This window comes from Verrucomicrobiia bacterium (assembly GCA_019634625.1).
Taxonomy (GTDB): domain Bacteria; phylum Verrucomicrobiota; class Verrucomicrobiia; order Limisphaerales; family CAIMTB01; genus CAIMTB01.
On sequence record JAHCBA010000020.1, the window covers coordinates 37,596 to 56,810 of the forward strand.

The window sequence follows — 19,215 nt, forward strand, 5'->3', positions numbered from 1 at the left end:
CTTGTCTCGCCCGTCGTCCTACTCTCGGCGAACATCCGGCGTGGTCTCGCAAAAACCAAGAGAAATTGCCGCCCGCATCCTCCTCCGCCACGCCGAATCCGGCGCCTTCCTCGAAGCCCTCGTGGACCGTCAGCTCGCCGAAGTACGGCTCCCCGCCGTCGATCGGGCCCTGGTCCAGGAACTCTGCTACGGAACCCTCCGCTGGCGTGCCACCCTCGACTGGCTCATCGAACGGAAGAGCGTCCGCCAACGCCCCACCGTCCCCGCCCAGATCCTCCTCCGCCTCGGCCTCTACCAGCTCTTCTGGCTCGATCGCATCCCCCCCCATGCCGCCGTCAACGAAACCGTCGAAGCCGTCCGAACCCTCGACCTCGGCCCCCAAACCGGCTTCGTCAATGCCCTCCTCCGGACCTACGCCCGCGAAATCGACCCCACCCGCGCCGAACTCGCCCAACTGAAGGAACGCGATCCCGCCCTCGGCTGGTCCCACCCCCGCTGGCTCGTCAATCGCTGGCGCTCCCATCTCCCCCAGGACCAGCTCCAAACCTTCCTCGCCTGGAACAACGCCCCCGCCCCCACCTACGCCCGCGTCAACACCCTCCGCGCCGATCCCGCCCAGGTCATCGAAGCCTGGCGCAATGAAAACGTGGACTACGACTTCGCCCGCTTCGACTGGACACCCCCGAACCTCGTCTTCCGCCTCCGCCAGCATCCCCCCCTCGAACGCCTCAAAAGCCTCCAGGATGGCTGGTACTACATCCAGGACCCCGCCACCCTCCTCTCCGTCCATCTCCTCAATCCCAAACCCGGCGAAGCCGTCCTCGACCTCTGCGCCGCACCCGGCGGCAAAACCACCTACCTCGCCCAGTGCCTCGACAACGACGGCCGCATCGTCGCCGCCGAACACGACGCACGCCGCCGCTCCCGCCTCGCCCAAAACTGCGAACGCCTCGGCGCCGATGTCACCACCACCGCCCCCGAGGATCCCAAGGCCCACGGCCCGTTCGATGCCGTCCTCCTCGATGCCCCCTGCACCAATTCCGGTGTCCTCCGCCGCCGCCTCGACGCCCGCTGGCGCCTCAACGCCGCCGAACTCGAACGCGCCCGCCGCCTCCAGGCCCAGTTGCTCACCACCGGTCTCCGGCGCCTCCGCCCCGGTGGACGCCTCGCCTACAGCACCTGCAGCGTCGAACCCGAGGAAAACCTCCTCCTCGTCGAATCCGTCCTCGCCGCCCAGCCCGGCTTCCGCCTCGAATCCTCCCGCCTCCTCCACCCCGCCCGCGATGCCGTCGATGGCGCCTTCGTCGCCCTCATCCACCGCAACCCCTCCCCCTGACCTCCACCCTCCGCCTACCGCCTACCGCCTACCGCCTACCGCCTCCGCCCTCCGCCCTCACGCCCGGAAATCGAAGCTCTCGTTCATCAGCCCGCACTGCGGGCACCGCGAGAGATCCACATCCGGATCGTCGGTGTACACACTGGCGCACCGCGAGCACCGGAACACCCGGTCCTCCGCCGGACCCGACAAAAACCTCCGGCGCCGCGCCGAGTGCGTGAGCCACAACGTCACCAGCACCACCAGCAGCGCCAGCATGTAGAGAAATAAAACGGCATCCGGTCGCATCGCGCCTCCCGCTTCATCGGTCCAGGCCCGCCGGGGCCCAATCCACCGCCACCAAACCCCACGTCCACCCCGCCCCCGATCCGCTGGATCCGCCGGATCCGCCATCCGCCCGCTCCCACCGCAGCCCCTCCACCCAGCGAAGCGCCAGCCCGTCCGCCGCCGGCACCCCGCTGCCTTCCCAGACCACCGGGGGCACCGCCACATCCCCCCGCTCGTTGATCGTGACCCGCAGGATGGTGGGACCGGGAATCGCACCTTCCGGCCCGGCAGGACCCTCCCCCCCCTCCGGCCCCTGCCATCCTTCCAGACCCGACACCCGCCGAAGGGTCGTTCGCCGGGGCACCGGCGGCGGCGTCGAGGCCGGAAGCGTCAGCCCCCCCGACGGCACCTCCCATCGATGCCCGGGCCCCGCGTCCATCCGGGCCAGCAACGGGCCGCGCAGCGACATCCCCGCCGCCATCGGCGCAAAGGGCAACGGCTGAGACTTCATCGTCAGCGGCTCGAACCCCACCTCGCTGCGCCTCATCTCCATCCACGCGGCCGCCGAAAAGTCGTGCGTGGACGGCAACAGAAACAGCCCCGGGTTCATCAGCCACAGCCAGTCCTCGAATGCCCCTTCCGAATCGCCCGCCATCGTCCACTGCGTTCGAGGCCCCTCCACCCGCACCTCCGTCGGTTCCCCGGGCAGCGACAGCATCCAGAAAAAGGCCACCTGCGCCCCCACCGCAATCGCCGCCATCGCCACCCGCCGCCGCCGCCACCACGGTCTTGCCGGACCCGCCCCCGTCATCGGTCCCCTCCCGGCCCGGGTGCCGACAACAGGGCGTCCGCCGTCCCCCACGGGCCCCCCGGACGCGGACTCGTCGCCAGCACCACATCCCGGATGCCCGCACCCCGCGCCAGCGCCTGCAATCGCGTCAGCACCTCCAGCGTCACCCGCCGGTCCGCCATCAGCAGCAGCGTTCCCGGCGTCTCCGAACGCGTCACCCCCTCCCGCAACCGCGCCTCGAAATCCGCCTCACTCACCATCTGGTGCTCGAACAGAATCCGCCCGGCCGGATCCACCGCCACCGACCATCGAGGAAGCACCTCCCCCCACACCCCCGCCGCTTCCGGCAACTCCAGCCGCACCCCGGGCGGAAGCACCAGCGACGAATGCAGAAAGGTCGCGATCCACAGCAGAAACATCGTCCCGGCCAGCGCCGACGGATCCACCGGACCCCGCAGCATCTTGATGTTCCGCGGCAGCCTCATTCACCCCCCTCCTCCGGACGTTCGCTCAGAAGCCGGATGATCTCCGTCGAGGACGTCTCCATCTCCAGCAGGACGTCGTTGAGCCGGGAAACCAGCAGGTTGTGCCCCACATACGCCGGCACCGCCACCGCGATGCCCGCCCCCAGACAGATCAATCCCTGCCACATCCCCTCCGCAAACTCCGCCGGCTGCAGCGGCAGCCCCGTCACCTGGATCCGCCAGAACACCCGCATGAACCCCAGCACCGCCCCGAACAACCCCATCAGCGGCGTGATCTGCGCAATCGTCGCCAGCACCCCGAGCTTCTCCTCCAGTCGCGGCACCTCCACCAACCCCGCCTCCTCCAGCGCCTCCCGCATCCCCTCCCGACCCCCTTCCCGGTTCAGAATCGCCACCTTCACCATCCGCGCCACCGGCCCCGGCGTCGCATCGCAGATCGACACCGCCTCCACGATGTTCTCCCGCTTGAGCACATTGCGCACCCCGTTCAGGAACTCGAGCGAGTTGATCTGCGCCCGGTGATAATGGAGCAGCCGTTCGATGAACACGGCAATCCCCACCCCGCCTGTCACCAGGATCATCCAGAACACCCAGCCGCCCTTCGCCAGCAAAAGAGGCATGCGCCTCATTAACCATGCCCGCCCCCGCGCTCAAGGCGCATCTGCCGCCATCCCGTGCATCCCGGTGTGGGTAGAGGCGCGAACTTCGCGAAGCATCGCCTCGGAGGGCCGGGTTCCACCAAGCCGCCGTGGAAGGGAGCGTTGAACGGTTCGCGTCCTGACGCCCGCGCCGACAGGGGATCGTGGAGGAGTGTTCGGTTGAGGACTCGCGGAGCTCGTCCCTCCGATTGGCTGCCTCCTCACCCGCAACGCCAGGATGCACCACCACCCCTGATCCCTCCCCCTTCAGATCTCAGGTCTCAGGTCTCAGGCCTCAGACCTCAGGCCTCAGGTCTCAGGCCTCAGGTCTCAGGCCTCAGGTCTCAGGCCTCAGGTCTCAGCTTTCAGCTTCCAGCCCCCAGGTTTCCCCCGTAATTTCCATTCCCGCCTCGCCTCCAGTGAAAGCCACCGACCTCCGCGGCATCCTCCGCTACATCCCCCGCTTCCGCGAACGCACCTTCGTGGTCAGCGTCGATGCCGCCGTCGTCATGGACGAGAACTTCGCCAACATCCTCCTCGATGTCGCCGTCTTCCGCTCCCTCAACATCCGCGTCGTCCTCGTCCATGGCGCCGCCGCCATGATCGCCCAACTGGCCTCCGAAACCGGTCAACACCCCTCCAACCTCGACGGCTCCGGCATCACCGACGCCCCCACCCTCAAACTCGCCCTCACCGCCTCCAACCGCCTCACCCACGAAATCCTCGAGGGTCTCGCCACCAACGACCTCCGCGCCGCCTCCACCAACGCCGTCGTCGCCCATCCCCTCGGCATCCTCGGCGGCATCGATCACCTCCTCACCGGCAAGGTCGAACGCGTGGACGCCGACATGCTCCAGGCCCTCCTCGCCCAGGGCATCGTCCCGGTCGTCCCTCCACTCGGCTTCGACGGCGAAGGGCATACCTACCGGGTCAATTCCGACGCCGTCGCCCTCGCCCTCGGCGTGGCCCTTCGCGCCGCCAAGATCCTCTACGTCACCTCCCAACAGGGTCTCCTCTGCGGCGGTCAGCTCGTCCGCCAGATCCTTGCCAGCGAACTCGAGGATCTCCTCGCCCGACGCCGCGCCGACATCCCCCCCGAACTCCTCCCCAAAGCCCAGTTCGCCGCCCAGGCCTGCCGCGCCGGCGTCTCCCGCGTCCACCTCATCAACGGATTCCAGGACGATGCCCTCCTCGCCGAGGTCTTCTCCAACGAGGGCGTCGGCACCCTCGTCTATGCCAACGAGTACGAACAGGTCCGCCGCGCCCTCAAAAAGGACATCCGCCAGATCCTTCTCCTCACCCGCAAATCCGTGGACAGCGCCGAACTCGTGAAACGCACCCGCGCCGAAATCGAACGGAACCTCGCCGACTACCACCTCTACGAAATCGACCGCAACCCCGTCGCCTGCGTCGCCCTCCACCTCTACCCCGAACACCACAAAGCCGAACTCGCCTACCTCTGCGTCAGTCCCGCCCACGAAAACCAGGGCATCGGACGCAAACTCATCCAGTTCGTCGAAGGCCGGGCCCGCGAGGCCGGGGTCCGCCAGCTCTTCGCCCTCTCCACCCAGGCCTTTACCTACTTCCAGTCCAAGGGCGGCTTCACCGAAGGCTCCCCCGACGACCTCCCCCCCGGCCGGCGCGACCGCTACGACGCCAGCGGCCGCCGCTCCAAGGTCCTCGTCAAGACCATCGCCTGACACCCATGCCCCGTCCCGGCGCCCTGCCCCGCTCCCTCCTCCTCACCTGCCGGCGTCACCGCATCCCCCTCACCCGCGACGTCCTCACGGTCTCCGTCCCCGCCCAGCGGGTGGCCTGGTTCCGATCCCCTTCCCTCCCCATCCATCCCTTCGCCCCCGCCCACACGCTCCATCGCACCTTTCGCGCCTCCACCTCCCGCTTCGGCATCGGCCAGATCCGGGATTCCCTCCGGACCCCCCTCGGCCTCCACCGCATCGCCGCCCGCATCGGACACGGCTGGCCCGTCGGCACCGTCTTCCGCGCCCGGCAACCCGTCGGCCGCACCTGGGCCGGCATGCCCCACGCCACCATCGCCCACCGCATCCTGTGGCTCGAAGGCCTCGAACCCGGCTTCAACCGCGGCGGCCCCGTCGATACCTTCTCCCGCTACATCTACGTCCACGGCCTTGCCGACGAACCCTCCCTCGGCCGCCCCGCCTCCCAGGGCTGCATCCACCTCGCCGCCGCCGATCTCATCCCCCTCCACGACCAACTCCCCCTCCATACCCTCGTCTGGATCCATCCGAAGGCATTCTGACCTGTCACCGCCGGACGGGGTTCCCTTCCGGATGCCCGAGGTCCTTCACCCCCCACCTCCTTTGCGCCTTCGCGTCCTCGCGTGAGCACCAAACGTCCCGTTGCACCCTTCGATCCAACCGCCCTGCCAAATTCTCACGCCACGAATGCAAAACGGCCCGGTCCCCAAAGGATCAACGCCGAAGTCCAACCCGCTCTCGAAAGGCCGCGCATCTCGGGTTCTCGGAACTCCCCCCAAACCACCCGTCGCACGACTCGTACTCAGCCCGAAGGGCGGTACTCGTACTCGTCCTCGAACCTCGCCTTGTAACGGGTGCGATGGGTTCGATCATGTTCGAACCTCCCATTCCCGTGCATCCCGGAGCTGCGGACAGCGGTGCGAACTCTGCAGGTCCGGCATACATGCCGGGGAACATGTCCGCTCCCAGTCCAGGATCGAAATCGGTGTCCAGCGTGCCATCGGGATCGAGCAGCGCGATGCCGGTCCGATCCTTCTACGGTTTGGTAAGGCAGGGTCAGCGGCAAGCCCGAGTCGTGGCCGGCGAGACGCACGTTGATTCGGGCCTCACCGCCAGATTCAACCACCGAAAGCGGACCCTCCGGGAATTCGATATTGGCAAAGGCTGGCGGGATGTCCGCGTCCAGAATGACAACTTCGGAGCGGCTTTGCTGGCCAAGGCCATGCATCCCGGTCACCGAGCCGAAACCCAGCCGAATCCGTTCCTCGCCCTCCTCCAGGTCGTCGGGCAGGATCTCGAAGAGGAACAACACATCCACCACGGTCGGCTCCGGCAATGTGTCCGCCGGGGGAAGGTCCAGGGCGTGAAGTGCCACCCCGGCTCGGGCGAGGGCCGGTCGGGCGTCATCCACCCTCGGCAGCCAGCCCGTGGCGCAATGGACGGGCGGCCTCGTGGCCAGTTGCCGCACTTCATGGAGGCCACCCTCGTCAACGGGCACCAGGCGGAAGTGCCCCAGTCCGCTCAGGCGGATCATGCCCGTCAGTTCGCGTCCCTGGAGCGTCAGGGTGACCGTGCTGGCCTCGTCGGTCGTGGCACGGCCATGCACCACCCAGCCGCCATCCACCGTGGACGTCACCCCCTCCACCGCCACGATGATGTCCTGGTCCTCGAGCAGGTCCAAACGCAGTTCCTGTCCGGGCTGCAACCAGTCGGAGGCCGACGCCGCAAGGGCTGGGTTCAGACGATGGTATTGCACGGAGGCGGGACGCGGCGAACCCGCTCGTCCGGCGGGCTGCACCGCGGCTTGTGCCTCCGCCGGGAACAGGAGCCGGTGCGCGGGTGCATCTCCCGTTGCGAGGGCGGCGGGTTGGCTGGAACAGACGGCGATAACGGCCACGCCAAGCCAGGTTGCCGCGGGGTGAAGGCGAACCCGTTCCAACAAGCCGAAGGGCCTCCCGGTTCGTGATTCTCCTTGGATCTTTGGGGATGGGCCGCGGACCGGCCTTGGGGAAGAATGCGGGATGTCCACATCCCCTCTGGCGAGATTTCCGGGAAGAACCGGACAAGAAATTCTGGGAATTCCGGATGACCCATCCGGGTGGACGGGCCCAAGGTCATGCTGACCGACGAAACAGCCCGCTCCGGCGGTGACCTTCTCCCCTCGATGTTCCGCAAGTTCCAACTCGGCACCTTGGTCGGCAAACGCACCTGGGGTGGACTCGTCGGCATTCTTGGGCGCCCGGTCCTCATGGACGGCGGCCGCATCACCGCTCCCAACCGCGCCTTCCCTATCGGTTCGGTGGTTGATAGGTTGGAGGCATGAACAGCGGGCCCAGGACGATGACCGAGTCCGAGCGCGAGGCGACACGGCGCCGGTTACAGATCTGGCAGGAAGCCCAACCGCTCCTGGAAGAGCAGCGTTGGCGGGAATTGATGGCCCTAACGGATCAGCAGGCACTGAGGCTGACTCAATCTCTTTTCAGTCGGCAGGGGATTGCGCCCAGGTTCCGCGACACATCCGGTTTGGTGGAACAACAGGCGTTGTTCCAAAAGAGCCGCGATCGATGAGCCTCGATCCCATCCTGGCGGCGGCATGGGAGTTGCAAGAGTTCTGCGAGGCACGGGGCTGGCGGTTCTGTTTCATTGGCGGTATCGCGGTCCAACGTTGGGGCGAACCGCGTTTCACGGCGGATGCAGACCTCACCTTGCTCACGGGCTTTGGCGAAGAAGAGAGCTTCATTGACCCCCTTCTGTCACGCTTCCGCCCACGCCGGGACGACGCGCGAGAATTCGCCCTCCGAAACCGTGTGTTGCTGCTTGAAGCGCACAACGGAACCCCGCTGGACGTGGCCACGAGAAGTTGAAACGACGGTTGGGATAGCACAACGCGGGAAGCAGGCCGGGATCGACCCCGCGTCGAAGGTGGCGAAGGTGCATGGGGCCCCCCGCCGTCGGGGGGCGTCGCGTTCGAAAGGACGCCATCTCATGAAGCCTCCTGCGGTCGGCCCCAACGGGGCCGGAGGCGATAGCCCAGGGCAACACCCTGGGGATCGCCATGCCCCCATGATCATGCGAGCCCTGAAGGGGCGAAACCTGTCGGTGGGCGCAGGGGATGCGGGGTGGGACGGTCGGGTTTCGCCCTTTCAGGGCTTGAGAATCTTTTTCACCCTGTTCGGCCCCCAGGGCGTTGCCCTGGGCTATCGCCTTTCGCCCCGTTGGGGCTTCGGATGGGGCGTTTCGCGCAGGACGGTTTATGGCCTGCCCGCCCGCGTGGGTGGAGTGGATGGGGTCGCTTCGGTGGGCTGTCCCATCCATTCCCGGGCTTGCCGGAGGGCCAGGTCGGTGGTGGCCATGTGCCACCAGTGGGGATCCAACATGCCGCTGCCAGCCTCGACCCGAATACGAAGGGCTTCCTCAGCCTGGCTCAGCCACCGACGTGCATCGTCGCGGCGGCCGAGTTTCCAGGCGGCCAGACCGGCATACGCCTTGGCGGAGGTCGAACAGTTGTCATCATGTGAAGCGATGGCGCCTTCGAGGTGCTTCAACGCGGCGTCGTACTCTCCGAGTCCGTGGAGCGCCATGCCATGGCCCAGGTGGAACCATTGCTGGAGCCACCCCGCTGCCGACACGAACCACGGTTCGGTCTCGATCGGGGTGCTGGCTTCAATCCGGATACGCTCCATGAGATCGGAAGGCAGGCGGTCGCCCAGCCAGGCGATGGCGAACCCGTAATGGGGGGTGCGGATGTCGAGTTCGCGGAATGCCTGGCGCAGGAATGCCACCATCCCCGCTTCGTCGCCGGCCAGAACCAACAGGAGCGGCACCGATTCGGCAAGGCGCAGACCGCTCTCGATCGCCGCCTCGCTATCGAACCCGGGATGCGCCCGGGCACGCAGGTAAAGGGCCCGGACGCAGGAGACGGTCGAGGAGCGTGTTCGCGTCGTGAAGCCGTGCCTCGGCGGAGTCCGCTTTCCGACACGGTGAAGCGCCATGGCGATGACATAGCGGCCCAGGACGGCGAGGCGGCGGTTGTCGAGGTTCGAAGCCACCGGTTCGAGGAGTCGAAGGGCGCGGTCGAAATCGCCGCGTCGATAGGCCACCTGCCCTTCGAGCATTCGCGTTAACAACCAGCCCCAAGGGTTCTGATGCGTTTCCTCCCCGGCGGCGGTGTCGTCGAGGAACCGCTGGGTGCGTGCCCGGTCGAGGTCCTCGGCGGGCAAGGGCAGCAAATTCAACAACGCCCCATGCCTGGCAGCGCGATCCGTCTCGGTATCGAACCGCGCCCAGAACGGTTCCGGCGACGCCTGCATGGAACCTCCGGTGCCCCCGAGGTGCCGAACGACCATCTCCTGGGAGAGTGACAAGGCGTCCACGCTGCCGCGTTCCCGCTTGGGCTTCCCAGCGAAGAGTTCATGGGTGCCTTCGCCCGGAAACGCCGGCACGCCACGCAGCACGACCTCCCCCTTGGTTCTGGGACCGCACGACGTTTCCTGACCGGGGCCGACCCTCCGAGAATAGCCAGTCCTCGCTGGCTCGCAGGATGCTGGCCGGTTCGAACCGGTCCGATCCCCGGCCCCACCGCACCGTGCCACTCCATCGGGGGGCTTCCGACACCACCTTGAGAACAAGGGTGTTCCGTCCGGGACGCAATGTCAGACCCGACCGCCGATCCGGCGACAGTGGCGCAGGCCGCGGCGAAGTGCAGAGAACACGTCGCCACCCATACTCCATGACCAGTTCGCCGTTTAGGTACAGGCGGTATTCCTCATCGCTGCCCACCTCGATCAGGACGTCTCTTACCTCACGATCGCTCTCCAACTTGGCCGTGGCATACGTCACCCAAACCCGACTATCGAAATCGCCTGTGGGGCCGGGGAGATCGACTTCACCCGCCGGTGTCATCCGAAGGCGCCACCAAACGCGATTTCCATCCATCATCGCCTCACTTCCTTCCCGAGGATCAAGACGTGCCTCGTCGGGCAGCAACTCCCGGTCCAAAGCCTCGACCGGCAATCCGGTGATCCAACACGGGTCCAGGACCAGCCACTCCTCAATAGCCCCCATAGCGAACCCCAGGTCGGGTAGGCCCGAATGCGATCGCTCCCATTCGACCTCGGCGGTTCTGTTGTCGATCTCGGCAAGGGTCGGCGCCCTCAGGACATGAGCCACACCGCCCGCTTCAAATGCAATCAACGCGTCACCCGTCGGCGCGAACTCGCAACGACGGCACCTCAACCAGATTCACCATCCCCTCCACGTCGGCGGTGACCAATGGATGGGCGTCTCGATCTCGGCGTGGGATCATGCCAACGGCCGGTTTGTGGCTGCCGGGACCGGCGGCCAGGTATTGCGTTCCCAACCGTTGGCGTACCTGGGCGATCCGCGTCCCGATCCCCTCGGGGGTGTACGAGTCCGGTTCGAGGGGGAGGCGGGACGCGAATATCAGGTGCTCGGCTCGTTCGACCTGATCCAATGGTCACCGGTCGCGACGGTGACGCCCACCCTCCCCATCCAGGACTTGATCCTGCCCGCCGAGGCCACCGCGGGCGGTTATCTGTTCTATAGGTTGGGCGACGGTCCCTAGAGGACTCCGCCCTTCGAAGTCATTCCCCACGATGCGGCACGATTCGGCTTCACCGAGACCCCGGGCACCGCCCGCCATGAGGATCCACTCCCGCACAAGATCACCCGAACAGCATTTCCAGTCCCTCACCGCCCTCACCCCCTGCTACCCTGCGCCCGATGCGCGACCGCTTCACCCTCGACCCCACGGTCACCTTCCTCAACCACGGCAGCTTCGGCGCCTGCCCGCGCGCCGTCCAGGAAGCCCAGCAGGCCTGGCGCCAGCGCCTCGAAGCCGAACCCGTCCTCTTCCTGGCCCGCGAACTCGAACCCCTCCTCGATCACGCCCGCTCGGTCCTCGCCGACTTCCTCCACGCCGACCCCGACGACCTTGCCTTCATTCCCAACGCCACCTCCGGCGTCAACACCGTCCTCCGCAGTCTCGCCTTCGAACCGGGCGATGAACTCCTGGTCACCAACCACGCCTACAACGCCTGCGCCGCCGCCCTCGCCTACACCGCCCAACGCAACCGCGCCCGCGTCGTCGTCGCTCCCGTTCCCTTCCCCGGCACCACCCCCGAACAGGTCGCCGCCGCCATCCTCGACGCCGTCACCCCGCGCACCCGCCTCGCCCTGCTCGACCACGTCACCAGCCCCACCGGCCTCGTCCTCCCCATCGAACCGCTGGTCTCCCAACTCGAATCCCGTGGCATCCCCACCCTGGTCGATGGCGCTCACGCCCCGGGCATGGTCCCCGTCCATCTCCACCGCCTCGGTGCCTCCTACTACACGGGCAATCTCCACAAGTGGGTCTGCGCCCCCAAAGGCTCCGCCTTCCTCCACGTCCGACGCGACCGCCAGCCGGACATCCATCCCCTCACCCTCAGCCACGGCTACAACAGCCCCCGCACCGACCGCTCCCGCTTCCAGCTCGAATTCGCCTGGACCGGCACCCTCGACCCATCCCCGTGGCTCGCCGTCCCCGCCGCCATCGAAACCGTCCACGCCATGCACCCGGACGGCTGGGAGGGTGTCGCCCGCGCAAACCGCGACCTGGCCCTGGCCGGCCGCCAGCTTCTCCTCGACGCCCTCGAAGTCCCGGCGCCCTGCCCGGAAACCATGATCGGCTCACTCGCCACCGTGCCCCTGCCCCCAGCCCTGTTCCCGCCCCTGCCCGCCCCATTCGCCCCGGATCCCCTCCAAACCCGCCTCTTCGACCGGCACCGCATCGAGGTCCCCTGCCTCACCTTCACCGGACGCCGCTGCCTCCGCATCTCGACCCACCGCTACAACACCCTCGACGACATCCGACAGCTCGCCGCCGCGCTCCGCGCCTGATCCTCCAGCAGGCCGGTCGGGAAGTCGCCCCGCAGCGAACCCTCGAAGCGCGCCCTCACGGCTCCGCCGGACCCTCGATGATCCTCATCGTGCGGTTGATCCCCAACCCTTCCGTCACCCGCTGGCGGAGCCCCGACGGCCAGCGCACCTCAACCGCCTCGATCGCCTCCGCATCGCCCAGCCCGAAATACAGCGGCATCGAACTCTGCCCGAGATATCCCGACTTCCCGTCGTGATACTGGGTCAGCGTCCGCCCCCCCGCCGTCACGCGCACCGTCGCACCCAGTCCGTCCCGGTTGGAACGTGTCCCCTGAAGCCGCACCGCGAGATACCGGACGTCCCTCCTCTCCGTGAGATCGCTCAACAGGATCTGCGGCCGGTCGTTGAACTCATGGATCACCAGATCCAGATCTCCGTCGCCGTCCAGATCCACGATCGCCGACGACCTTGAACTCAGCGTGCCCAGCACGTTGGTCCGCCCCTGGAAATCCCCGCACATCGGGTGACCCCGGTCGTCCCCGCCGCAATCGAGGCTGAACCAGACCTTCTCCGTGCGGCCGTCCGCCCTCGGCTCGACGCCCACCAGAAACTCCGCGTCGAAAAACCGCCGTCCGCCGTCATTCAAGAGCACGGAATTGATCGCGTACCGGAACGGATACCCCATGCCCGCGGTCACCACGATGTCCTCGTACCCATCCGCGTTCAGGTCCCCGACACTCACGCCCCACGGCCAGTATGTCTCGACCCCGAGCGCATCGGAAACCTCCTCGAAGACTCCCCCGCCCCGGTTCCGGTAGAAGGCATTGCCAAAGAGGTTGTTCTCCGGGCCCTGGAAATACTCCTCCGGCCACTGCACCGAACACCACGCCTCGCTCTTCGACTTCTCCACCTCCAGCCGGAACTGCAACGCCAGCTCGGTCTGCGGCTGGGTCATGTCCGAATGCATGTCCACCACATACCCGTCCATCCGGCCGTCCCCGTCGAAGTCGAAGAACTTCACCCCCATCGCGCCCCAGGGCGTTTTCGGGAAATACTGCGCGGTCCGCTCCACAAAACCCTTCCCCGCCACGTTCTCGTAATACCGGTCGTCGCCCTGCATGTTCACCAGGTACAGGTCCGGAAAACCGTCCCCGTTCAGATCCGTGAACGTGGCGTCCCCGCTCCAGCTTCCATCCCGGAATCCCATCGCGTCCGAGACGTTCCGGAACCGCCCGCCCCCGATCCCGCGATACAGAATGCTGTACTCCGTCCGCTCGGGAAACAGGTGGCCCTGGAAGGCGTCCGGCAACGCCAGAAAATACCCGCCCCGCCCCCGCCGGTTCTCCGTGTACCGCCCCACATTCGTCACCAGCAGATCCAGCCAGCCGTCGTTGTCGAAGTCGAAGAACACCACCCCCGAGGAATGCCCGAAATGCTGCAGACCCGACTCCCGGGTCACGTCCCGAAACCGTCCGTCCCCGAGATTCTCGAAGAGCCGGGTGCCGTATCGCACCGTCGTCACCAACAGGTCCGGATCCCCGTCGTTGTCCACATCCGCAAACGCGCACGCGACCGAGATCTGGTCGGTCATGGCCACGCCGGCCCGTTCGGTGATGTTCTCGAACCGTCCACCCCCCAGATTCCGCCAGAGTTCGTTGCTCCCCAACTGGGTCGTGAAATAGAGGTCCGGAAGCCCGTCCCCATCGACATCCGCCACCGCCATGCCGTTCCCGTGATCGTAATGCGCCGCCCGGTAGTTGATCCCGGCGTCGTCCACAATCCGGTGCTCGAACCGGATCCCGCTCGATTCCCGCGCATCCTGGAACCGGAACCCATGAAACGCCTCGAACCGCCGGCTGGCCGTCTCCTGCTGGCGTTTCCGCGCCTCCAACCGGCGCACCGCGAACTGGTGCTCCGCACTCTCCGCGCTCTCCGCACCCGGCGCCGGCTCCATGCCCGCCCACCCGCACCCCAGGGCCAGTCCAATCCTCATCCAACATGATGCCTTCCGCATCCCCCCTTGGTACGCTCCCCCACCCCGCCGCGGCAATACGCCGCATCTCGACCCCGCCTCCCAGGTTCGTGCAGGATCTCCCGGCTTGCCCCATGGCCCATCCCCGGTTCCCACTCCCCGTCATGACCCGCCGCCTTTCCCTTTGCCTGACGTTGTCCGCCCTCCCGCTGGCGATCCTCCTGAGCGTCGCCTCCGCACAGACACCCGCTTCCCGGCCCAACATCCTCCTGATCTGCGTCGATGATCTGAAACCGACGCTCGGCACCTACGGGGACACGCTGGCAAAGACCCCGCACCTGGATCGTCTCGCCTCGACCGGGCTCCGCTTCGATCTCGCCTATTGCAACCAGGCGGTCTGCGCACCCTCCCGTTACAGCCTCATGCTCGGGTCCCGCCCCACCTCGACCGGCCTCTATGACCTGTCGCGCAACCTGCGTCAGGTCGCCCCGGACGCCGTGACGCTGACCCAGCACTTCATGCGCCACGGCTACCGGACCGAGGCGGTCGGGAAAGTCCTCCATACCGGACACGGCAACGTCGAGGACGCCGCCTCGTGGAGCGTCCCGCCTGTCATTGAAAAGGTCGTCGAGTATCTCGACCCCGCCCATTCCGCAGGCGGCCGCCTGACCCGCGAGGAGGCCTACTTCACCAACCAGCAGCTCGACAACATCCGTGCCCTCCCGCGCGGCGCCGCCATCGAATCCGCCGACGTTCCCGACCAGGCCTACGCCGACGGCCGCATCGCCGACGAAGGCATCCGTCGCCTCCAGGCCGCTGCCGCCAATCCCGGGACGCCGTTCTTCCTCGCACTCGGCTTCGTGAAACCCCATCTCCCGTTCACCGCCCCGACACGCTACTTCGATCTCCACGATCCCCAGGCCTTTCCTCTCGCCCCCTTCCAGAACCCCCCGGAGGGCGCCCCGCGTTACGCCGGAAAGGTCGGCGGGGAGATCGTGAACTACGACCCATTGACCGTCGAAAACCTCCGCGACGAAGTCACCCAACGCCGCCTGATCCACGCCTACTACGCCTGTGTCACCTACGTGGATGCCCAGATCGGCCGCGTCCTCGATGAACTCAACCGCCTCGGCCTGCGCGACAACACCATCGTCGTGGTCTGGGGCGATCACGGCTGGCACCTGGGCGACCACGGGTTCTGGACCAAACACACCAACTACGAGGAGGCCAACCGCATCCCCCTCATCCTCTCGGCCCCGGGCGTCACCCGGCCCGGCACGGCCACCCGCCAGCTCACGGAAACGGTCGATCTCTTCCCAACCCTGGCCGAACTGGCCGGACTTCCCGCCCCGTCCGGCCCCCAGTCCATCGACGGCGCCAGTCTGGTCCCCGTTCTGCGCGACCCGGCCGCCTCGGTTCGCGACCACGCCTACCACTGCTTCCCGCGCGGCGAACGGATGGGCCGCGCCATTCGCACCGCCCGTCATCGCCTCGTGGAATGGAAACGTCCCGGCGCTCCCCCCGAAACCGCCGAATTCGAACTCTACGACTACCAGGCCGATCCCCTCGAAACCCGCAATCTCGCCACCGCCCAACCCGAAGTCGTCGCCCAACTCCGCGCCATCCTCGCCCGCCATCCCGAAGCCCGGTAGAACCGGCCGTTCCCTCTCCACCCGGCGCCCGCATCCCGCTCCCTTCAGTTCCCGGAGGATGTCCGGTCTCCCGCCGGCCCGCCCGGACCGGACCGGGACTGTCCCTCGATGATCGTCACGATTCGATCCGCCTCGACGTTCTCGAGGATGTCGATCCCGCCCCCGATCCATCGCACTTCGATCCGATCGACGCGCCCGCGCCGCCCCAGTCCAAAGTGCGGATGCATCCCGTAATGACTCTGATACCCGCGCCCGCTGTGAACCTCGCCCACCATCGTCAGATCCCCCGCCACCACCCGGACCCGCGCACCAATGCCATCCCGGTTCCCGCGCGTGCCCCGGGTCCGCACCCGGATCCAATGGTTCCCTCCCGGACTCTCGTTCCTCAGGATCGTGGGACCGCTGCGCGCGTTGAGAATGACGACGTCCATCCGCCCATCGTTGTCCAGATCGTCGAAGGCAGCCCCGCGACTGCTCAGCGCCACCGCAAGTCCGTCCCCGGCGCGTGAGGTGACATCCACAAACCGGCCCTGCCCGGTGTTTGCCAGCAGGATGTTCCGGGCCCGGTACCGCGCGGTGTCATCCCAGAGTTCGACATTGTCCTGCAAGTGACCGCAGACGATGAACAGGTCCCGGTGCCCGTCGTTGTCGAAATCGACCAGGCCGTTTCCCCAGGTGACCTCGGGCAGGGTCCCGGCGCCCGCCCCGGAACGGTGGGTCACGTCATCGAACATGCCCCGGCCAAGATTCCGGTACAGCGGCGCCCACTGCCGCTGATAGGACGTCATGTGGAAATCCAGCCGCCCGTCGTTGTCGTAGTCCCCGACCTCGACCCCCATCGTCCCCTGGCCCACCCCGTGCATGTCATACGCCAGTCCCGTGAGCATCCCCACCTCCTCGAACCGCCCCGTGCCGTCGTTCCGGAACACAAAGTTCGCCATGGCATCGTTGCCCACGATGATGTCCGTGTGCCCGTCGTCGTCGTAGTCCGCACACACGACGCCCATCCCGGTGCCCGCATGAGCCGCCACGCCGGATGCGACACTGACATCCGTGAAGGTCCCGTCCCCGTTGTTCCGGTACAGGGTGTCCGGAACCGGCCCGTAGATCATGGGCCCGACATAGGCGGGATGTCCGTTGATGACCCGGGTCCGGTGCTTCTCCAGGGTGAAGTCGATATAGTTGGCCACGTAGAGATCCAGGTGCCCGTCGCCGTCGATGTCCAGAAAGCACGCTCCCGCCCCCACCTTGTCCCCGTTGGCCACGCCGGCCTCCGCAGTCACATCCGTGAACGTCCCGTCCCCGTTGTTCCGGTACAGCACGTTCGGCCCGAAATTGTTCACATAAATGTCCGGGTGCCCGTCGTTGTTGTAATCCCCGATGCACACCCCCAGCCCGTACCCGGTGTCCCCCACACCCGCCTCAAGCGTGACATCCGTGAACGTCCAGTCGCCATGGTTCCGGTAGAGCGCATTCCGCGGAGCCGGCGTTCCCCCGGGCGCCCCGGGCAGCGCCGCGCCGTTCAGAAAGTAGATGTCCGTCAGCCCGTCCCCGTTGTAGTCGAACAGCGCAATTCCCGCACTCACACTCTCAACGATGTAGCGCCGTCCCGAACTTCCGTCCGTGTGCACAAACCCGATGCCGGTCCCCGAAGTCACTTCGCGCAGCACAATCGGCGACGACTCCGCCATCCCCCGGGACGCAGCCGTCCCCAGCACGCCCGCGAGAACGCCCGCCATCGCGCCGATCGCCCGCCCCACCCTTCCCGATCCCCATCCGCAAAGGTTCCAGATCATGGCCTGTCGTTGCCCCCGGTTTCCCCAACCCGGTTCTCTCCCTCCACCACGGTCACCAGGCGGTTCACCCCGACGTCGCGCACCACATCCACTCCGCCACCAATCCACTGCACCCGGATCTCGTCCACCGCACCGCGTGGCCCGAGTCCGAAGTGAAGCCGTGTCCCGAAATCACTCTGGTAACTGCGTCCGCTGTGCACTTCCCCGAATTGAGTCAGGTCCCCGGCCACCACGGTCACCCGCGCCCCCACCCCGTCCCGGTTCGACCGGGTCCCCCGCAACCGGACCTGAAGCCAGCGATGACCGCCCCCGGACTCATTCCGCAACACGGTCGGTTCCCGCCGGGAATTGAGAATCACCACATCCAGCAGACCGTCGTTGTCCAGATCCCCGACCACCGCCCCACGGCTGCTCAACGCCACCCGCAGCCCGTCCCCGCTCTGGTCCGACACATCCACGAACCGACCCCGGCCCGTGTTCCGCAGGACGATGTTCCGCGCATGATACCGGGTGGTGTCATCGAACCGCTCCACCTGGTCGATCAGATGCCCGCAGGCGATGAACAGGTCCCGGTGCCCGTCGTTGTCCAGGTCCGCAAGACCCGCACCCCAGGTCACCTGCGCGTAAGTGCCCGTACCCGCGCCGGTCCGTCGTGTCGCATCCGCAAAATAGCGTCCCCCGCGGTTCTCGTAGAGCGTGGTGAGCTGCCGCTGGTACGAGGTCGTGAATAGGTCGGGCCACCCGTCATGGTTCCAGTCCCCCGCCTCGACCGCCATGGTGCCATGGGCGGCGCCCAACTCGTCGTACGCAATGCCCGCCGCCAGCCCGACCTCCTCGAATTTCCCGGCGCCGTCATTGCGGAACAGAAAGTTCGCACCCAGGTCGTTGCCAACCACGATGTCGGTGTCCCCGTCCCCATCATAGTCCAGCGCGATCACGCCCATCCCGGTCCCACGATGCGCCGCAATCCCCGAGGACTCACTGACATCCGTAAAGGTCCCGTCCCCGTTGTTCCGGTACAGCACGTTGGGGACCGCCGGATAGTTCAGCGGGCCGACATACGATGGAAAGCCGCTCATGTGCGAGATGTGATGCGTCTCGAAGGTGAAATCAACGTAGTTGGCGACGAACAGGTCCAGATGCCCGTCGCCGTCGATGTCGAGAAACGTGGCCCCAGCACCCACCCGGCTGCCGGCCGCAACCCCGGCCTCGCGGGTCACATCGGTGAAGGTCCCGTCCCCGTTGTTCCGGTACAGCACATTCGGCCCGAAGTTGTTCACATAAATGTCCGGGTGACCGTCGTTGTTGTAGTCCCCCACACACACTCCAAGGCCGTACCCCGTGTCGCCAACCCCGGCCTCAAGAGTCACATCCGTGAAGGTCCAGTCCCCGTTGTTCCGGTACAGCGCATTCCTCGGAGGCGCGTCCGTCCGCGGCGCACCCGGGAGCGGCGCGCCATTGACAAAGTAGATGTCCAGATAGCCGTCCCCGTCGTAGTCCAGCAGCGCCAGACCGGCACTGACACTCTCCACGATGTAATAACGGCCCGAACTCCCATCCGTATGGACAAAGCCAATCCCCGAAGTCCGGGTGACATCGCGGAACCGGATGGGGGAGGGTTCGTTGGCGCCTTCCGCCCCGCCCAGGCCACTCAGCAGCAGCGC

At 67.0% G+C, this 19,215-nt stretch carries 18 protein-coding genes; 9 read left to right on the forward strand and 9 right to left on the reverse strand.

Annotation, left to right across the window (positions count from 1 at the left end):
- Positions 1–40 precede the first annotated feature (40 nt).
- On the forward strand, positions 41–1,336 hold the full coding sequence (gene rsmB / locus KF833_13200) for a 16S rRNA (cytosine(967)-C(5))-methyltransferase RsmB (GenBank protein MBX3746256.1): 1,296 nt from the start codon (positions 41–43) through the stop codon (positions 1,334–1,336).
- Between the two features lie 57 nt (positions 1,337–1,393).
- Here the strand turns inward: rsmB and KF833_13205 are convergent, their stop codons facing one another.
- Genes KF833_13205 through KF833_13220 form a run of 4 tightly spaced genes read right to left on the reverse strand, consistent with a single transcriptional unit; the run spans position 1,394 to position 3,507 of the window.
- Positions 1,394–1,624, reverse strand: coding sequence for a hypothetical protein (locus tag KF833_13205; GenBank protein MBX3746257.1), 231 nt, complete (start codon positions 1,622–1,624; stop codon positions 1,394–1,396).
- Between the two features lie 13 nt (positions 1,625–1,637).
- Positions 1,638–2,414, reverse strand: coding sequence for a hypothetical protein (locus tag KF833_13210; GenBank protein MBX3746258.1), 777 nt, complete (start codon positions 2,412–2,414; stop codon positions 1,638–1,640).
- Positions 2,411–2,878 carry a biopolymer transporter ExbD gene (locus tag KF833_13215; GenBank protein MBX3746259.1) on the reverse strand — a complete coding sequence of 156 codons (468 nt, stop codon included), beginning with the start codon at positions 2,876–2,878 and terminating at the stop codon, positions 2,411–2,413. The genes KF833_13210 and KF833_13215 overlap by 4 nt, the downstream gene beginning before the upstream one ends.
- The gene (locus tag KF833_13220) at positions 2,875–3,507 is read right to left on the reverse strand and encodes a MotA/TolQ/ExbB proton channel family protein (protein ID MBX3746260.1); all 633 of its coding nucleotides are present in this window, start codon (positions 3,505–3,507) and stop codon (positions 2,875–2,877) included. Before KF833_13220 ends, KF833_13215 begins: the two co-directional genes overlap by 4 nt.
- 428 nt (positions 3,508–3,935) lie before the next feature.
- Here KF833_13220 and argA point away from each other — a divergent pair, with 428 nt between their 5' ends.
- Both argA and KF833_13230 read left to right on the forward strand, forming a co-directional pair.
- Positions 3,936–5,216 carry an amino-acid N-acetyltransferase gene (argA, locus tag KF833_13225; protein MBX3746261.1) on the forward strand — a complete coding sequence of 427 codons (1,281 nt, stop codon included), beginning with the start codon at positions 3,936–3,938 and terminating at the stop codon, positions 5,214–5,216.
- A gap of 5 nt (positions 5,217–5,221) precedes the next feature.
- Positions 5,222–5,794 carry a L,D-transpeptidase gene (locus KF833_13230; protein ID MBX3746262.1) on the forward strand — a complete coding sequence of 191 codons (573 nt, stop codon included), beginning with the start codon at positions 5,222–5,224 and terminating at the stop codon, positions 5,792–5,794.
- 260 nt (positions 5,795–6,054) lie between these two features.
- Here KF833_13230 and KF833_13235 read toward each other — a convergent pair whose 3' ends face one another.
- Positions 6,055–7,008 (reverse strand): hypothetical protein, encoded by a 954-nt coding sequence (locus KF833_13235; GenBank protein MBX3746263.1) that lies wholly within the window; start codon positions 7,006–7,008, stop codon positions 6,055–6,057.
- Between the two features lie 360 nt (positions 7,009–7,368).
- Here KF833_13235 and KF833_13240 point away from each other — a divergent pair, with 360 nt between their 5' ends.
- From KF833_13240 to KF833_13250, 3 genes are read left to right on the forward strand one after another with little or no spacing between them, the layout of a single operon-like run.
- A complete protein-coding gene (locus KF833_13240; GenBank protein ID MBX3746264.1) occupies positions 7,369–7,575 on the forward strand; it encodes a hypothetical protein in 207 nt (68 codons plus the stop codon).
- 17 nt (positions 7,576–7,592) lie between these two features.
- Positions 7,593–7,820, forward strand: a complete 228-nt coding sequence (locus tag KF833_13245) for a hypothetical protein (GenBank protein MBX3746265.1) — start codon at positions 7,593–7,595, stop codon at positions 7,818–7,820.
- A complete protein-coding gene (locus KF833_13250) occupies positions 7,817–8,116 on the forward strand; it encodes a hypothetical protein (GenBank protein MBX3746266.1) in 300 nt (99 codons plus the stop codon). Before KF833_13245 ends, KF833_13250 begins: the two co-directional genes overlap by 4 nt.
- Before the next feature lie 387 nt (positions 8,117–8,503).
- On the opposite strand, the gene KF833_13255 is transcribed toward KF833_13250, so the two are convergent.
- Positions 8,504–9,706 (reverse strand): tetratricopeptide repeat protein, encoded by a 1,203-nt coding sequence (locus tag KF833_13255; GenBank protein MBX3746267.1) that lies wholly within the window; start codon positions 9,704–9,706, stop codon positions 8,504–8,506.
- A gap of 821 nt (positions 9,707–10,527) precedes the next feature.
- Between KF833_13255 and KF833_13260 the strand changes: the two genes are divergently transcribed.
- Both KF833_13260 and KF833_13265 read left to right on the forward strand, forming a co-directional pair.
- On the forward strand, positions 10,528–10,836 hold the full coding sequence (locus KF833_13260; GenBank protein ID MBX3746268.1) for a hypothetical protein: 309 nt from the start codon (positions 10,528–10,530) through the stop codon (positions 10,834–10,836).
- 158 nt (positions 10,837–10,994) lie between these two features.
- A complete protein-coding gene (locus tag KF833_13265; GenBank protein MBX3746269.1) occupies positions 10,995–12,152 on the forward strand; it encodes an aminotransferase class V-fold PLP-dependent enzyme in 1,158 nt (385 codons plus the stop codon).
- A 55-nt stretch (positions 12,153–12,207) separates the two neighbouring features.
- Here KF833_13265 and KF833_13270 read toward each other — a convergent pair whose 3' ends face one another.
- Complete coding sequence (locus tag KF833_13270; GenBank protein ID MBX3746270.1) at positions 12,208–14,124, reverse strand: CRTAC1 family protein; 1,917 nt, start codon at positions 14,122–14,124, stop codon at positions 12,208–12,210.
- 143 nt (positions 14,125–14,267) lie between these two features.
- Between KF833_13270 and KF833_13275 the strand changes: the two genes are divergently transcribed.
- Positions 14,268–15,755: a sulfatase gene (locus tag KF833_13275; GenBank protein MBX3746271.1), complete on the forward strand. Its 1,488-nt coding sequence runs from the start codon at positions 14,268–14,270 to the stop codon at positions 15,753–15,755.
- A gap of 44 nt (positions 15,756–15,799) precedes the next feature.
- Here the strand turns inward: KF833_13275 and KF833_13280 are convergent, their stop codons facing one another.
- Positions 15,800–17,494, reverse strand: coding sequence for a CRTAC1 family protein (locus KF833_13280; GenBank protein MBX3746272.1), 1,695 nt, complete (start codon positions 17,492–17,494; stop codon positions 15,800–15,802).
- Positions 17,495–17,547: 53 nt separating this feature from the next.
- A complete protein-coding gene (locus tag KF833_13285; protein MBX3746273.1) occupies positions 17,548–19,206 on the reverse strand; it encodes a CRTAC1 family protein in 1,659 nt (552 codons plus the stop codon).
- Positions 19,207–19,215: the final 9 nt, after the last annotated feature.

Bases quoted from the DNA above. Each gene is read 5' to 3' on its own strand.
- KF833_13205 (MBX3746257.1), bottom strand. From the start codon at position 1,624: ATGCGACCGGATGCCGTTTTATTTCTCTACATGCTGGCGCTGCTGGTG.
- KF833_13210 (MBX3746258.1), bottom strand. From the start codon at position 2,414: ATGACGGGGGCGGGTCCGGCAAGACCGTGGTGGCGGCGGCGGCGGGTG.
- KF833_13215 (MBX3746259.1), bottom strand. From the start codon at position 2,878: ATGAGGCTGCCGCGGAACATCAAGATGCTGCGGGGTCCGGTGGATCCG.
- KF833_13220 (MBX3746260.1), bottom strand. From the start codon at position 3,507: ATGAGGCGCATGCCTCTTTTGCTGGCGAAGGGCGGCTGGGTGTTCTGG.
- KF833_13230 (MBX3746262.1), top strand. From the start codon at position 5,222: ATGCCCCGTCCCGGCGCCCTGCCCCGCTCCCTCCTCCTCACCTGCCGG.
- KF833_13240 (MBX3746264.1), top strand. From the start codon at position 7,369: ATGCTGACCGACGAAACAGCCCGCTCCGGCGGTGACCTTCTCCCCTCG.
- KF833_13245 (MBX3746265.1), top strand. From the start codon at position 7,593: ATGACCGAGTCCGAGCGCGAGGCGACACGGCGCCGGTTACAGATCTGG.
- KF833_13250 (MBX3746266.1), top strand. From the start codon at position 7,817: ATGAGCCTCGATCCCATCCTGGCGGCGGCATGGGAGTTGCAAGAGTTC.
- KF833_13260 (MBX3746268.1), top strand. From the start codon at position 10,528: ATGGGCGTCTCGATCTCGGCGTGGGATCATGCCAACGGCCGGTTTGTG.
- KF833_13265 (MBX3746269.1), top strand. From the start codon at position 10,995: ATGCGCGACCGCTTCACCCTCGACCCCACGGTCACCTTCCTCAACCAC.
- KF833_13270 (MBX3746270.1), bottom strand. From the start codon at position 14,124: ATGAGGATTGGACTGGCCCTGGGGTGCGGGTGGGCGGGCATGGAGCCG.
- KF833_13275 (MBX3746271.1), top strand. From the start codon at position 14,268: ATGACCCGCCGCCTTTCCCTTTGCCTGACGTTGTCCGCCCTCCCGCTG.
- KF833_13280 (MBX3746272.1), bottom strand. From the start codon at position 17,494: ATGGCGGGCGTTCTCGCGGGCGTGCTGGGGACGGCTGCGTCCCGGGGG.